Raw genomic sequence first — 15627 nt, forward strand, 5'->3', positions numbered from 1 at the left:
CTCAGGGCTACTCCTACGTTTAGTCAGCGGATCTCGCCCATTTCTCCAAGGCAAATTCCACAAAACTGCGCAGCTTCGGCAACCGGTAGCGGTCCTGGGCGTAGATCAGGTTCATCGGCCGATGAGGCAGTTGATAATCCTGCAGCAACGCCACCAGGTGCCCTTCCTTCAAATCCTGTTCCACCAGCGCATCGGGCAGCATCACCACGCCCATGCCGGCCAGGGCCGCGCGATGCAGCCCCGCCGAACTGTTGATCAGCATCGGTCCGTTCACCGGCACTTTGATTTCGCCGTCCGGGCCGTCGATGGGCCAGTGGTCCTGGGCGAAGCGCCACTCGTCACTGGCGGAATAGGCGAACGACAGGCAGTCATGTCGTTGCAGATCGGCGGGTTGTTCCGGGGTGCCCCGGCGGGCCAGGTAAGCCTTGGAAGCGCAGATCGTCAGGGTGTAGTCCATCAATGGACGGGCGATCAGTTTCGGATCGGACAGGCCGAGGCGGATGGCGGCATCGAAGCCGTGGTCGAGCAGGTCCAGGCGCTGGTTGGTCAGAACCACGTCGAGTTTGACCTGCGGGTAGCGCTGGCTGAATTCGGCCAGGGCCGGTGCGAGGCGTTCGGTGCCGAAGGTCAGTGGCGCGGTGATGCGCAGGGTGCCGGTGGGTTCGCCTTGGGTCTGCTCGGCCAGGCGCTCGGAGTCGGCCACCAGTCCCAGGACTTCCAGGCAACGCTGATAATAGGTCGAGCCGAATTCCGTCAGGCGCTGACGACGGGTCGTGCGGTTGATCAGGCGCACTCCCAGGCGTTGCTCCAGTGCCCGAAGGTGATTGCCCACCATGGTGGTGGACATTTCGCACGCCTGGGCCGCCGCGGTCAGGCTCCCGGTTTCTACCACTTTGACGTAAACCGTCATTGCCTGGAACAGATCCATTATCAAGCCTGGCTTCTAAATGATTGAAGTAAAGCAGTGTTTATCCAGCAAGGGTGGCTAACCATACTGGAAAAAACCACTTGATGGAGCTTGATGTCATGACCGCTGCCTGCCTGATGACCACCTACCAACCCCTGGCGCTGAGTTTCACCCACGGGCTGGGGACGCGCCTGTGGGACCAGGACGGTCGCGAATACCTCGATGCGGTGGCCGGTGTGGCGGTGACCAATGTCGGTCACTCCCATCCCCGGTTGGTAGCCGCCATCAGCGAGCAGGCCGGTTTGCTGCTCCACACGTCGAATCTGTACAGCATCGACTGGCAGCAACGGTTGGCGCAAAAGCTCACGCAACTGTCGGGGTTGGAGCGGGTGTTTTTCAATAACTCGGGTGCCGAGGCCAACGAGACCGCGTTGAAGTTGGCGCGTCTCTACGGCTGGCACAAAGGCATTGAGCAGCCCCTGGTGGTGGTCATGGAAAACGCCTTCCACGGACGCACCCTGGGCACCCTGTCCGCCAGCGACGGCCCGGCAGTACGGCTGGGTTACAACCGCTTGCCGGGGGATTTCATCAAGGTGCCGTTTGGCGATCTCGCCGCGCTGGAAGACATCCAGCAAATCCACGGTGAACGCATCGTCGCGATACTGGTGGAGCCGATCCAGGGTGAAAGCGGCGTGCAAATGGCCCCGCCGGGCTACCTCAAGGCTTTGCGGCAGTTGTGCTCCCGGCGTGCCTGGTTGTTGATGCTCGACGAGATCCAGACCGGCATCGGCCGCACCGGCCAATGGTTCGCGTTTCAGCATGAGGGCATCGTGCCGGATGTCATGACCCTGGCCAAAGGGTTGGGCAATGGCGTGCCCATTGGCGCATGCCTGGCGCGGGGCAAGGCGGCCGAACTGTTCACTCCCGGCAGTCATGGCAGCACTTTCGGGGGTAATCCGCTGGCTTGCCGGGTCGGCTGCACGGTGTTGGACATCATTGAGGAGCAGGATCTGGTGGGCAACGCCAGGCGTCAGGGCGAGCAACTGCTCGTCCGGCTGCGGGCGGAACTGGCGGATAACCCGAACGTGCTGGCGATTCGTGGCCAGGGATTGATGATCGGCATCGAACTCAAGCAACCGGTCCGCGACCTGGCGCTTTGCGCCGCCCGGGACCACGGCTTGTTGATCAATATCACCCGGGGCAAGACCATCCGTTTGTTGCCGCCGTTGACGATTGATGGCCGGGAAATAGAGATGATTGTCCGGGGGGTAAGCCGCAGCCTTGTCCAATGATAAAATCGGCCTGGGCGAAGCGCAGCGGAACGGAATTTTTAACGTTTGCTGCGTTCCAACGCCAGCCAGAGTCGATTGCCCATGCCCTGGCACATCAGATTGAAAACCCAGGAGCTTGTCCCATGTTCACCTCGCGTCGCTTGATCGTTGTCGCTACCGCCGTGGCCCTGTTGTCCGGCTGCGCGTCGCCTAACCCGTATGACAATCAGAGCCAGGCTTCCACGGATTCTTCAGGGATGAGCAAGACCGCCAAGTACGGCGGCCTCGGAGCCCTGGCCGGTGCACTGGCCGGTGCGGCCATCGATCACAACAATCGTGGCAAGGGCGCGTTGATCGGCGCTGCGGTCGTGGGCGCTTCCGCGGCAGGTTACGGTTACTACGCCGACCAGCAGGAAAAGAAACTGCGGGCCAGCATGGCCAACACCGGTGTTGAAGTGCAGCGCCAGGGCGACCAGATCAAACTGATCATGCCGGGCAACATCACCTTCGCCACCGACTCGGCTAACATCGCGTCCAGCTTCTACCAGCCGCTGAACAACCTGGCCAACTCCCTCAAGGAGTTCAACCAGAATCAGATCGAAATCGTCGGCTACACCGACAGCACCGGCAGCCGCCAGCACAACATGGACCTGTCCCAGCGCCGTGCCCAGAGCGTGGCGACCTACCTGACGTCCCAGGGCGTCAGCGGTGCCAACCTGAGCGCCCGCGGGGCCGGTCCGGACAATCCGGTGGCCAGCAACGCCGACGTCAACGGTCGGGCGCAGAATCGTCGCGTCGAAGTCAACCTCAAGGCCATTCCGGGCCAGCAATACCAGGCACCGGCGCAGCAAGGGCAGACTTACCAGCAGTACCCGTGATTGCCTGACGGCAGTTGAAAACGGGGGGCCATGGAAACATGGCCCCCCGTTTTTTTTCAGCCTGATGCCAGCCCTGTGGCGAGGGCGCTCGTTTCCACAGAATCTGGCACACCGCAGATCCACTGTGGGAGCGAGCCTGCTCGCGATAGCGGTCTACCGGCCTCGGTAAAGTCCCACCGTCAACGCGGCCCCAGCATCCGCGTCGGCGGTTTGCCGTTGGCGTTGTGCTGGTAGATCTGCGTGGGCTGGCCTTGCTCATTGAAAAACACCTGCCCGATCCCGGCCGAGTTCCACAAGCGCTCACCCGCCTCGGCATGTTCCGGGGTGTGGGGGATGATGCGCATGCGTCGGCGCTGGGTGAACCAGTTCAGGGGCGAGCGTGGGGCGTAGAGCCAACGGTTCAGGCGGTCGAACCATTCCAGCAGCACCGGCGGGAACTCATTCTTGATGCCGCTGCTGGTGACCTGCCAGATGCGTGGGCCACCCTTGCGATGGGGGATCAACACTTCGTAGACGAAGGAATAGTGCACATCCCCTGACAACACCACGTAGTTCCCCGGCGTCCGCGAGTGTCGGAAAATGTTCAGGATCACCTGGGCCGCACCGCGATGGGCCATCCAGTTTTCCGCGTCCACCAGCAGCGGATAACCACACCAACTGAACACCCGTTGCACGGTTTCGATCAGCTTCACGCCGAAGATCGGGGCCGGCGAAACGATGATCGCCGAAGGGTGGTCCAGCAGTTCCTGTTGCAGTTCGCTCAGGGCTTCCCAATCCAGCAAACCGGAGGGATGCCTGAGGTTGCGTTCGCTGCGCCAGCGGCGGGTGCGGGTGTCGAGCACCACCAGGGCCGGGGTGCTGGGCAACACGTAGTGCCACTGCTGGAAGCCCAGCAAGGTATCGATCAATTTGTCCTGGGGGCCGCTGTCCAGGTAGCGGTCCCGTGCCGTGTCACTCAGGGCCACGGTCTGGCGAACCACCTCCTCGAACGCATCCGGGTTGTTGCCCCAGCCTTGGCAGAGCATGTAAGCGATCAATGCGTTGCCGATGATGCGCTTGGAGAACGGGTGGCCGTAGGCCGTTTCCTCCCACTGCGCGGACAGATTCCAGTCATCGGTGATGTCGTGATCGTCGAAGATCATCAGGCTCGACAGATGCGCGAATACCCGTGCCACACCACCCAGGCCGGCCTTGAAGCCATCGATGCGTTGCTGCTCCAACGCGTAGCGCTGGCGCCGCTCGACGGTCAGCTCGGGTGGCTGCGGGTCGATCAACGTCCAAGGCACCGGCGACCAGGTCAGCAGATACATCGCCATGACCTCGGCGAAGGTCACCAGGTGATTGTCGGCGCTGCTGCTGGTGAAAATCGGCTTGCGTGCGCCGCCGAAAAACCGCTCGCGCAGGGTTTCGTTGCTTTCCAGGGCCGGTAGCAGGTCGGCGCGATGGTAGTAGCTGGCCGGGTGTCGATAGAGCCGGGCGCTGTCTTCCACCACCGCACCGTCCAGGCGCTCCTCGAACAGCCCCAACCGCTCGATCAACGCATGAGTCGCCCGCAGCATCGGCCCGGCAACGTCGTCGGCGTAGATTTGATCGCCGCTCATCATCAGCAGTGCCGGCCGTTGCTCAGGCGCCTGGGCGAGCAGCCGGTCGACACAGAGCAAACCGTCGTTGGCCGGATGATGGGGTTTGCGACATGAGCCGTGGACCAGTTGGCCGATACACGAGTGCAGCACGAAACTTGGGCGTTTCGCCTTGCCATACAACAAGTGTGGCGCCCATTCGGCGATGGGCGCGCCGTCCACCAGCAGGTCGTATTCAAGCGCGACGTCCTGGGGCAGGGGATGATCGAGCCGGACATCGATCAGGTGCACAAACGCTTGCTGCCCCACCGGCACCACCGTGCAGCGTTCGGTATCCAGCGCCAGATCGCTCACACCTTCCACCTGCAATGTCAACGCCAGCGACCGCGTCCCTACCAGCCACATCACCAACCGCGTGGGTTCCAGCCGCCGCAACAGCGGACCGACCAGGACGGGGGGCAGGGTGATGGAGATATCAGCAGTGGAAGGCATGCGCGGGTAAAGCCCTGGTTCAGAACGAGGAGGGGATCATAACGCAATGCGCTTTGGCACTGAGGAGGGGTGAACAAGAGCAGCAAAGCGACACGGCTCTTGTGGCGAGGGGATTTAGCGAAACGTCGCACCGCCCCGTTGGGGTGCGCAGCAGCCCCCTAACCATGAGCGAGCGATGTGCTCGTAGTTTGGATGGGGCCGCTTCGCGGCCCAGCGGGGATGAATCCCCTCGCCACAGGTCGCTCGATCACTGAACCTGATTGGCCGCTTGCGCCGCCTTGAGTAGATCCGTTCCGATTTCCTTCTCGAACTTCGCCCATACCGGCTTCATCTTGTCCCGCCAGGCGTTGCGCTGTTCCGGCGTGAGGGTAATGATCTCGGTGGTCTTGGCGTCCAGGACATGTTGCTTATCCTGCTGGTTCAACCGCTCTGCCTCACCGTTGGTATAGGTGGTCACCTCCGCCACGATCTTGTCCAATTCGCTGCGGATGTCCGGCGGCAGGCCATTCCAGAAATCGGACGTGGTGATCCACATGTAGTCGAGCGCACCGTGGTTGGTTTCGGTGACGTATTTCTGCACCTCATGCAGCTTCTGGTTGTAGAAGTTCGAATAAGGATTTTCCGCGCCATTGACGACACCTGCGCGCAAGGCCTGGTACGCCACGGAAAAAATCATTGGCTGCGCCTTGGCGCCCACTGCCTTGAACTGTTCTTCCAAGACTGCGGACGTCTGTATGCGGAACACCAGGCCACGGGCATCATCGGGCATGCGCAAGGGCTTGTTGGCCGACAACTGCTTCATGCCGTTGTGCCAATAAGCCAGGCCGGTGATGTTCTTGCTTTCCATGGACTTGAGCAGCTTCTGGCCTTCGGGGCTCTGTTGAAAGCGCTCCACCGCGGCCATGTCGTCAAACAGAAACGGCAGGTCGAACAGTTGCACGGTCTTGGTGTACTGCTCGAACTTGGCCAACGACCGCGCAATCATCTGCACATCTCCCAACAGCAGGGCCTCCATCTCCTTGTCGTCGTTGTACAAGGTGGAGTTGGGATACACCTCGACCTTCACTTTGCCTGCCAGTCGCTCCTCCACCAGCTTCTTGAACATCAACGCGCCCTGGCCCTTCGGAGTCTGTTCGGCCACGACGTGGGAAAACTTGATCACGATTGGTTCTGCCGCCATCGCGGTGGCCCCTGCACTGAGGACGAGGATGCAGAGGAGTGTCTTCCATATCGGCTTGAGCATTGCAGGCTTCCTTTTTATTTGTCTTTATCGTACGGGTTCATTCAAAACCCGGCGTACAGCGGACCACGACAAGTCTAGGGGAAAAAAAGCAGGCTGCAGGATGCCGTCCAAGTGAGGGGTTCGAGTGTCTGCTAGGCTACGTCGTCAGAATCGAGGAACCTAAGGAAGGGGCAGCATGTTTACATTCGATAAATTATGGAACAGTCATCCGCAGATATTCGGCGACGCCGCGCCCTGTAGAACCAAGGGCGCCAAGAACTTCAGCGACCAATGTGCGATCAGCCTCGGCGTCGCGCTGCGTCGCGCCGGTGCCGACATGAGCCAGCTCAAAAGCGTGCGCCATTGTTGGCAGCACCCCAAAAGCGAAGGGCACATATTGGCCGCCGAAGAGCTCGCCAACGCCTTGACCCGCGCCAGGATTCCCGGCTTGCAGCCCATGAAGACGGTCAAAAGTGAAGACTTCGAAGATGCCCTGAAAGGCCAGCAGGGCGTTATTTTCTTCAAGGACTTCTGGCGTCGGGCAAATGAAACCACTGCCGGTCGCAGTGGTGACCACATCGACTTATGGAATGGTCGACGCCTGACGGATTGGATGAGCTACGTGCGTATACAGATGGGTTTTTCGATCGAAGGTACGTTTTCGGATTTCCATGACTCCAAGGACATATGGTTCTGGAGGGTCATATGAACGTCATCAAGGGAACGTTGTTTGTCCTCCTGATCATTGCCCTGGCCGTCGGGGCGTTCAATCTGGTTTTCATCGCGGTCGGCAACTACTTTGGGCCGTTCTACGAAAGCGAGGCGGATCAGAGCCGTAACTTTGCAATCTGGTTGTTCGGTAACGTCGGGGTGGTGATCATTGCGGCGGTGGTCGGGGTCTTGTGGAATCGCCGGCGCAACCGCCGAATCTAACCGAGCCACAGCATCGCAGGAATGCTGCGGCACCCACAGGTCACAGCGACGCCCTGAAGGGCGCCGCTGCAAGGCTGAGACTCAAACCTTTGCAGGGTTCTGCTTTTGCGGATCAATGCCGCGAGGGCGATGAAGTGCCGATCCCCGGCGATGAAGTCAACGCGTTGATCTTGGAACCGAGGCGTCTTTATCGCGGGCAAGCCTTGCTCCCACAGTCGATCGGCAGTTCGGTCACTGAGCCTGGTTGAATCAACTCATCCCCAACCAGTTCGGCAACACCAGCGAGATCCATGGCACATAGGTAATCAGCACCAGGAACGCCAGCAGGATCATCAACCATGGCATGGCCGCGCGGATGGTGGCAGGCAAGGACATGCCGGTCACCGCCGAGGTCACGAACAGGTTCAGACCCACCGGCGGTGTAATCAACCCAATCTCCAGGTTCACCACCATGATGATGCCCAGGTGGATCGGATCGATGCCCAATTGCATGGCGATGGGGAACAGGATCGGTGCCAGGATCAGGATGATTGCCGATGGCTCCATGAACGCGCCGGCAACCAGCAGCACGATGTTCACCACCAGCAGGAACGTCACGGGCGTGAGCCCGGCATCGATCACCCATGCCGTGATTTGCTGGGGAAGCTGCTCAGTGGTCAGCACATGGGCGAAGAGCATGGCGTTGGCGATGATGAACATCAGCATGATGCTCAGCTTGGCCGACTCCAGCAGCACCTTCGGCGTTTCACGGAACGTGAGGTCCTTGTAGACGAACAAGGCGATGAACGCTGAATACACCGCAGCCACCGCAGCCGCTTCGGTCGGAGTGAACATCCCCGAATAGATCCCGCCGAGGATGATGATCATCAACAGCAGGCCCCACAGCGCTTTGCGTGCCGCAGACAGCCACTCGCGAAACGTTGCCCGGGGCAGGGCCGGCAGGTTCTTTTTCACGGCGACGATGTAGATCGCGATCATCAGCACGACGCCCAGCAGAACCCCGGGAATCACACCGGCCATGAACAGTTTGCCCACGGAGGTTTCGGTCGCGGCGGCATACACCACCATCACGATCGAGGGCGGAATCAGGATTCCCAGTGTCCCGGCGTTACACACGATGCCAGCACCGAATGCCTGTGGATAACCCGAGCGCACCATGCCGGCAATGGCGATGGAGCCGACCGCCGCCACCGTTGCCGGGCTTGAGCCGGACAGTGCCGCAAACAGCATGCATGCCAGTACCGCGGCAATCGCCAGGCCGCCTCGGATGTGGCCGACACAGGCGTTGGCGAAGTCGATCAGCCGTCGCGCCACGCCGCCGGTGGTCATGAACGCGCCGGCCAGCAGGAAGAATGGAATGGCCAGCAATGTGTAGTGCTCGGACGTTTCGAACAGCTTGATCGCCAGGGAGCGTACCGAGTCCGGGCTGAAGAAAATAATGGTCAGCGAGCCGGCCAACCCCAACGAGATGGCAATAGGCACGCCAATGAACATCAGCACGAACAGTGCCACGAACAGGAAGGCAATGGTCATGGCTTGTCTTCCTCGTGCTCGGTCAGTTTGATGGCCTCCGCCGCTTCATCGGCCAGGCCCAGTCCTGTCTGGCGATTTCTCAGGATGCGCACGAGGATTTCCGCGAAGCGGATGAACACCAGGGCAAAACCCACCGGTACGATCAACCCGATGTGCCATTGCATGATGCCGAATTGACCCAGATCCTCGGCGCCGATCTGCGCGATCATCAACGTATTGATCCATTCATAGCTTGCCACCGCCAGCAGTCCGGCGTAGGTCAGGCAGAACAGGCAGGCGATCACCCCGATAAAGCGTTGCACCGGCTTGCTGGCCAGTTTCACCAGCGCATCGACGCCGATATGCCCGGCGGTACGCACGCCATACGACAAGCCGAAAAAGATCAGCCAGCCGAACAGCGCCTTGGTCAGCGAGCTGCTCCAGGTCATGGCCTGGGCCATATTCATGATGCCGTCGCCAATGGCGGACGCCGGTTCACTGACGGCAGACCAGTTGTCGCCGATGCTGTAGAAGACGCTGTAGAGGTTGTTGAGCACCACATAGACGAAAGTGATCAACGTCATGGCGGCCAGAAGGAAGGCAATGAAACCTTCCTCGAAGTGTTCCCAGATGCGCCGAAAAGCGTTCATGGAGGACATCTCCTGCAGGGGGATGACAAGCCGGCGCTGCCAGGGCGGCAGCACCGGCCAACCCATTACTGAGCTTTATTGGAGGCTTCGGCCGCTTTGATCAGATCAGCACCGATGTCGCCTTCGAACTTCTTCCACACCGGTTTCATCTTGTCGCGCCATTCGCCACGCTGTTCAGGTGTGAGCGTGATGATTTCGGTGGTTTTGGCGTCGACGATTTTCTGCTTGGCGTCCTGGTTCAGTTGTTCGGCTTCCTTGTTTACCTGGGTGGTGACTTCCTTGATGATCTTGTCCAGTTCGGCACGGACATCGGGTTGCAGGCCGTTCCAGAACGTGGTGTTGGTGATCAGCATATAGTCGAGTACACCGTGGTTGGATTCGGTGATGTACTTCTGAACTTCATGCATTTTCTGGCTGTAGATGTTCGAGTACGGGTTTTCCGCACCATTGACCACGCCGGTCTGCAGGCCTTGGTACACCTCGGCAAAACTCATCTTGCGCGGGTTGGCGTTCACCGCCTTGAACTGTTCCTCCAGTACGGCCGAGGCCTGTACCCGGAACTTCAGGCCACGGGCATCCTTGGGTTCACGCAGCGGCTTGTTGGCCGACAGCTGCTTCATGCCGTTGTGCCAATAAGCCAGCCCGGTGATGTTCTTGCTTTCCATGGACTTGAGCAGCTTCTGCCCATCAGGGCTCAACTGGAAGCGGTCCACGGCAGAAATGTCGTCGAACAGGAACGGCAAGTCGAACAACTGCACGCTCTTGGTGTATTGCTCGAACTTGGCCAGCGATGGCGCAATCATCTGTACATCGCCCAGCAGCAAGGCTTCCATCTCCTTACCGTCACCGAACAGCGAGGAGTTAGGGTAGACCTCCACCTTCACTTTGCCCGGGAGTCGTTCTTCCACCAGCTTCTTGAACAGCAACGCGCCCTGGCCCTTGGGCGTTTGTTCGGCCACCACGTGAGAGAACTTGATGATGACCGGATCAGCCGCCATGGCCGTGCTCAATGCACTGAGGGCGAGGGTACAGACGAGTGCTTTCCAGATTGGTTTGAACATTGTGGGGATACCTCGTTATTTTTGTATTTATCGTGCGGGCTCATTCAACCCTAACGCACGTTGGGACAGTTGCAAGTCTAGGCAGAAAACCGCCTGCCGGTGGAAGTCCTCTTTCAGTCCTTGTGAGATTCGCTTCAACAGCCTCAGAATCCCATCCGCCAGCCTCCACTGGCCGGGTGACCTGGAATACTTTTCAACTCGAAGGATTTACGGATGATCGACTTCAACAACAAAGGCTTCTTCAAACTCAAGCAGAACGACGAATATGCCGAGCGTGTCACGGCCCTGCTGCTGGACGGCGAGCAGGTCATCGACGCTTACAAATCCATGCGCGATGGGGTGGTCTTCACCAACAAGCGCATCATCGCGGTGAACGTACAGGGCATCACCGGCAGCAAGAAGGATTTCACCTCCCTGCCATACAAGAACATCGTGGCTTACTCGGTCGAAACGTCCGGCACTTTCGATCTGGATTCCGAGCTGGAGATCTACTTCTCATCCCTGGGCAAGGTGAAGTTCGAGTTCACCGGCAAGACAGGGATCGTCGAGATCTCGAAGGTGATCTCCCGGCATCTCCTGGCCTGACCTCAGGACCCGCTGGGAGAGAGGGCGCCAGTAATCGGCGCCTACCCTCACTCGAAATCCGTCCCACCGGACGTCAATACCAGTAAACGATAGACGCCGTTCTCCACTTCGATCCCATGGGTGTCATGGGTGAAGCCGGGGAAGGACCTATCGAAGCTCTCCAGTGCTTTCAGATAAGCCAGCAACGGTCCATCCGCGGGGCCGGTGTTTTCCCCCGGCATCAACAAGGGGATGCCGGGTGGGTACGGCACGATGCCGGTGGCGGCGATGCGTCCGGCTGCGTCCTCCAGGGTCACTTGCTCGACGTCGTTGCGCACCAGTTTTTCGTAGGCTTGCACCGGGCTGAACACGGCCTTGGGCAACGTGCCGAACGCCTGGGCCATAGTGGAGGTGGTCTTGGTCTTTTTCATCGCGGCGAAGATTTCATCGGCCAGGTCCTTGAGGCCCATGCCGGCGTAGCGCTGCTGGTTGGCGGTCAGCAGGTCCGGCAGGCACAGCTCCAGCTCGGTGTTTTCGTCATAGTCGCGCTTGAAGTCGAGCAGGGCGTTGACCAGGGTGCCCCATTTCCCTTTGGTGATGCCGATGGAGAAGAGAAACAGGATGGTGAAGTCGGTGGTCTTCTCGACCACGATGCCCTGGTGCTCCAGGTAGGCCGTCAGGACGCAGGCCGGGATGCCGAAGTCGAGCAGGTTTCCATCATCCCCCATGCCGGGGCTCAACACTGAGACCTTGATAGGGTCGAGCATGCAATAGCCTTCTTCGATATCGCCGAAGCCATGCCAGACCTCGTTCGGATGCAACACCCAGCAGCTCGGGTCCGTCTTGAGCAGCGCCGGATCGACTGCATGGAACGGCATCTGGCTGGCGCCAACGCGCACCGACGGCGGTTGCCAGCAGGTGAAGAACCATTCGTGCTTGCTCGACATTTCGTTGTGCATGCGCGACAGAACCTGGCGAAACGCGACGGCTTCCTCGATGGATTCGCTGGTCAGAATCTGCCCGCTCGGTGCTTCCATCATGGCCGAACTGACGTCGCAGGAGGCCATGATCGCGTAGTTGGGCGAGGTCGAGGCGTGCATCATGAACGACTCGTTGAACCGCCCGTGTTCGATCGGGTTGCGGCCATTGCGCACATGAATCATCGAGGCCTGGGACAAGGCAGCAATCAGCTTGTGTGTCGACTGGGTGGCGAACACGGTTGGCTTCGAATCGTCGTGATCGTCGGGGTCGCCATGCATGGCGAAGCGGTCGCGGTACAGCGGGTTGAAACGTGCATAGCCGTACCAGGCTTCGTCGAAATGCAGGCGGTCGACGCTTTGTCCGAGCAGTTCTTCTACGCGGGTGACGTTATAGGTCAAGCCGTCGTAAGTGGAGTTGGTGATGATCGCGTGCACCGGTGTCGGATCGACGCCCTTCTTGACCAGCGGGTTATTCGCAATGGCCGCTTTAACCCCTTCGGCGCTCAGGGTCTGCGGCAGGATCGGGCCGATGATGCCGTAGCGGTTGCGGGTGGGGACCAGGTAGGTGGGCAGCGCGCCCGACAGGGTCATCGCATGCTCGGCCGACTTGTGGCAATTGCGGTCGCAGAGGGCGATCTGGTTGCGGGTGACGCTGGCCATGAGGATCACGCGGTTGGACATCGAGGAACCGTTGGTCACGTAGTACGTGCGATGGGCGCCGAACACCTTGGACGCATAGCGCTCACCCTGGCCGATGGGACCACTGTGATCCAGCAGCGAGCCCAGCTCCCCGACCGAAATGGACAGGTCCGCACGCAACAGGTTCTCCCCGAAGAACTCGTAGAACGCCCGACCTGCGGTGCTCTTGAGAAACGCTGTGCCGCCTGCATGTCCGGGAGTGTGCCAGGAGTATTCGTAGGAACTGGCAAACCTGACCAGAGCACCGAACATCGGTGGCAGGGAGGCTTTGCGATACCGCTCGATGGCCGCCAGGACTCGCCCGCTGAGGAAACGGCTGGTGTCCTCCGGCAGCCAGATGAAGTCGTCGGCGTATTGCATGACCACCAGGGGAATACTGGAGGCGCTGCTGCGATCGCTGATCAGGAAGACCGGTACCCGGGTGTTGCGTTCACGCAGATTGGTCAGCAGCTTGATGCACTCGTCATGGTCCTCGCTGTCGTCCATTTCCCAACTGAGCAGGACACATTGAATCGCCGGGTCCGAATTCAGGATCGACGTGGCGTCGCTCAGGGATTCCGACACCAGCAGGCTGATGGCCCGTTGCTCCACGTCGCTGATCAGCTGAAGCAGGGCACGACCGAAGACTGTGCGTTTATCCGGCGGGCTGCTGACCAGCAGGGTGAGCATCCCCAGAGTGTGCTTGTTTTCCGTCATGGCAGGCCCCCGAAGTGGCTTTATTCAAGTGGTTCACAGGTACTGGCTCGCCTCTGGATGTTGTGCGCTGACGGTTTGCGTCGGCGCACTGTTATTGAGCGCTTCGAGGCGAATGAGGCGGGTGTTGATGAAGCCGAACAACGTGCAGCCGAAAAGGGTCGCCACGCCACCGAGCATCAACGCCTGTTCGCCCGAGCTGTAGAGCGCGAGATAACTGTAGGCCGCCGCTACCCAGGCAATGATGTTGGTGACCAAGGCCTTGCCGGCAGGGACGTTGGACACTTTTTGCAGGGTCATCAACGCGGCCATCGAAAGGATGTAGGGCACCAGGTTGGTGACCACCGCGAGGTTGACGAGAATGTTGAACTGCTTGCTCAGGTCAGGGCTGATGGTGAGCAGGCCCAGTGCCGTTTGCGCGGCAAGCAGCACCAGCATGCCGACAATCGGCGTGCCGGCTTTGTTGGTCTTGGCGAAGATCGGCAGGAAATACCCGGTATCCGCCGAGCTTTTGTAGACCTGGGCAATGGTGAACTGCCATCCCAGCAACGAACCGATGCAGGCCAGCACCATCAATCCCATCACGATATCGCCCACGAACGGGGTGAACATCTTGGCGAAAACCAGCCCGAACGGCGCCGTGGATGCGGCCAGTTCGGGGTTGTCGACGATCCCGGCAATCACGTTGGTGGAGACAATGTAGAGCGCCGCTGCCCCCAGCGTGCCGCCCAGCACCGCAATGGGTACGTTCTTCTCGGGATTCTCCACAGCGTCGGTATTGGCACACGCCGACTCCAGGCCGAGAAAGGCCCACAAAGTGATCGCCACGGAAGCCCCCGCCGCGTCGTACCAGCTCTTGTCATGCGGGTTCCAGCCGGCAGCGTAGACACTGCTGTCGAACCAGAACCAGCCGATGGTCGAGACAAGCGCCACCGGCGCGATGACCCCCCACACGGTGACCGAACCTATCCGGCCGGTGATCCGCGCACCGCCGAAATTGGCGAGTGTGGTGATCCACAACAGCGCGATGGTCGCCAGCCCCACTTGCAGGGCATCCAGTCGGACCTGCAGAAGTTCCTGGGTGTAGCCTACGGCGGTAATGCTGATCGCCACGTTGGCGATCAGCAGCGACAGGCCATAGGTGTAGTTGGTGATGTAGTTGCCGCCCTTGCCGAAGGTATATTCGGCGTAGCCCCCCATGCCACCGGTCTTGCGACTGAGCATTCCGCAGCGGGCGAACGAATAGGCCAGCGCCAATGAACCGGTGGCCGTGACCAGCCAGGAGAGGATAGAAATGCCCCCGACCTCGGCGAGTTTGGTGGGCAACAACACAATGCCTGAGCCGAGCATGTTCACGGCGGTCAGCATGGTCAATTGCATCACCGTCATCTTCTCGGTGACTGACATCCCTGCCTCACTCAAACGCACAGTAAAGACTTAGCTATAGCTGAAGATAGAGATGTCGCAAGGCTTTGCGTGGTGAGTTCGGGGGGCCGGTAGTGTGGAAAAACCTTCGGCGTCGCCTCGGGTTCAGTGGCCCGGAAACTCAGGCAGGTAACACGCAGGCGAACTCATTTGCGCCCGTTTTTCCACCTCATCCTCCAACCATTCGGCCAGCACCACGGCATTGTTTTCGAGGGGCGATCGGGCTGCGTAGACCAGGGTGAGGGTGCCATTGCAGGCGATATCGACCAGCTTCCACCAATGCTGCGGTTGCGCGCCCAGTTCCTGGCGATAAGCCGTTTTGAATTGATCGAAGGAGATCTCACCGCCCTTGAATGCCTTGCGCAGCTCAGGGGATGGAGCGACGTCCTGGAGCCATGCGTCGATGCTCAACGCGTCCTTGCGGCAGTTGCGCGGCCACAGGCGGTCGACCAGCACGCGCTGGCCATCGTCGAGGGCGGGCGCTTCGTAGGCGCGTTTGCATTGGATCATCACGAGCGGCCTGTCGCGGGGATTGGGTCAGCATAGGCCTTGGCGGCTGGGTTATCACGGGAGAAAGGCGATACCAGATGAGATGCCGACGGAGCGGAAGCAAAGATGCCCGAGCAAACACGTAACCTGTGGGAGCCGAGCTTGCTCGCGATGGCGGCGGTCCGTCCGACATTGATGCAAGCTGACCCAACGCCATCGCGAGCAGGCTCGCTCCCACAGGTCTGGTGCCGTACTTCAGTACCGCATACCA

The 15627-nt window shown here is 60.2% G+C and carries 13 protein-coding genes and 1 pseudogene; 5 read left to right on the forward strand and 9 right to left on the reverse strand.

Annotation, left to right across the window (positions count from 1 at the left end; translation table 11 throughout):
• Positions 1–19 precede the first annotated feature (19 nt).
• Positions 20–928, reverse strand: a complete 909-nt coding sequence (locus ACODTO_RS03285; RefSeq protein ID WP_489105956.1) for a LysR family transcriptional regulator — start codon at positions 926–928, stop codon at positions 20–22.
• A gap of 98 nt (positions 929–1026) precedes the next feature.
• On the opposite strand from ACODTO_RS03285, the gene ACODTO_RS03290 reads away from it, so the two are divergent.
• The gene (locus ACODTO_RS03290) at positions 1027–2199 is read left to right on the forward strand and encodes an aspartate aminotransferase family protein (RefSeq protein WP_139645901.1); all 1173 of its coding nucleotides are present in this window, start codon (positions 1027–1029) and stop codon (positions 2197–2199) included.
• Positions 2200–2321: 122 nt separating this feature from the next.
• Positions 2322–3056, forward strand: coding sequence for a YiaD family glycine zipper/OmpA-like lipoprotein (locus tag ACODTO_RS03295; protein ID WP_489105957.1), 735 nt, complete (start codon positions 2322–2324; stop codon positions 3054–3056).
• Positions 3057–3235: 179 nt separating this feature from the next.
• Here the strand turns inward: ACODTO_RS03295 and ACODTO_RS03300 are convergent, their stop codons facing one another.
• Positions 3236–5128, reverse strand: coding sequence for an alkaline phosphatase D family protein (locus tag ACODTO_RS03300; protein ID WP_489105958.1), 1893 nt, complete (start codon positions 5126–5128; stop codon positions 3236–3238).
• Between the two features lie 247 nt (positions 5129–5375).
• Positions 5376–6371, reverse strand: coding sequence for a TRAP transporter substrate-binding protein (locus ACODTO_RS03305; RefSeq protein ID WP_139645905.1), 996 nt, complete (start codon positions 6369–6371; stop codon positions 5376–5378).
• Positions 6372–6546: 175 nt separating this feature from the next.
• Between ACODTO_RS03305 and ACODTO_RS03310 the strand changes: the two genes are divergently transcribed.
• Entirely contained in the window at positions 6547–7059 is a 513-nt protein-coding gene (locus ACODTO_RS03310) for a type VI secretion system amidase effector protein Tae4 (RefSeq protein ID WP_047699671.1), read from the forward strand.
• Positions 7056–7283 (forward strand): hypothetical protein, encoded by a 228-nt coding sequence (locus tag ACODTO_RS03315; RefSeq protein ID WP_175361701.1) that lies wholly within the window; start codon positions 7056–7058, stop codon positions 7281–7283. The genes ACODTO_RS03310 and ACODTO_RS03315 overlap by 4 nt, the downstream gene beginning before the upstream one ends.
• A 249-nt stretch (positions 7284–7532) precedes the next feature.
• On the opposite strand, the gene dctM is transcribed toward ACODTO_RS03315, so the two are convergent.
• The 3 genes from dctM to dctP form a co-directional block, all read right to left on the reverse strand.
• Positions 7533–8816: a C4-dicarboxylate TRAP transporter large permease protein DctM gene (dctM, locus tag ACODTO_RS03320; protein ID WP_047699676.1), complete on the reverse strand. Its 1284-nt coding sequence runs from the start codon at positions 8814–8816 to the stop codon at positions 7533–7535.
• Positions 8813–9445 carry a TRAP transporter small permease gene (locus tag ACODTO_RS03325; RefSeq protein ID WP_489105959.1) on the reverse strand — a complete coding sequence of 211 codons (633 nt, stop codon included), beginning with the start codon at positions 9443–9445 and terminating at the stop codon, positions 8813–8815. Before ACODTO_RS03325 ends, dctM begins: the two co-directional genes overlap by 4 nt.
• Before the next feature lie 65 nt (positions 9446–9510).
• On the reverse strand, positions 9511–10506 hold the full coding sequence (gene dctP / locus ACODTO_RS03330) for a C4-dicarboxylate TRAP substrate-binding protein DctP (RefSeq protein WP_047699677.1): 996 nt from the start codon (positions 10504–10506) through the stop codon (positions 9511–9513).
• A gap of 213 nt (positions 10507–10719) precedes the next feature.
• Between dctP and ACODTO_RS03335 the strand changes: the two genes are divergently transcribed.
• Complete coding sequence (locus ACODTO_RS03335) at positions 10720–11091, forward strand: PH domain-containing protein (protein ID WP_039592153.1); 372 nt, start codon at positions 10720–10722, stop codon at positions 11089–11091.
• A gap of 47 nt (positions 11092–11138) precedes the next feature.
• Here ACODTO_RS03335 and ACODTO_RS03340 read toward each other — a convergent pair whose 3' ends face one another.
• The 3 genes and pseudogenes from ACODTO_RS03340 to ACODTO_RS03350 form a co-directional block, all read right to left on the reverse strand.
• Complete coding sequence (locus tag ACODTO_RS03340) at positions 11139–13445, reverse strand: Orn/Lys/Arg family decarboxylase (protein ID WP_489105960.1); 2307 nt, start codon at positions 13443–13445, stop codon at positions 11139–11141.
• Positions 13446–13458: 13 nt separating this feature from the next.
• A pseudogene (gene potE / locus ACODTO_RS03345) lies at positions 13459–14849 on the reverse strand (putrescine-ornithine antiporter); the annotation flags it as partial.
• A gap of 123 nt (positions 14850–14972) precedes the next feature.
• A complete protein-coding gene (locus tag ACODTO_RS03350) occupies positions 14973–15377 on the reverse strand; it encodes a DUF488 domain-containing protein (protein WP_139645917.1) in 405 nt (134 codons plus the stop codon).
• Between the last annotated feature and the right edge of the window lie 250 nt (positions 15378–15627).

Source organism: Pseudomonas sp. FG13 (genome assembly GCF_057809755.1).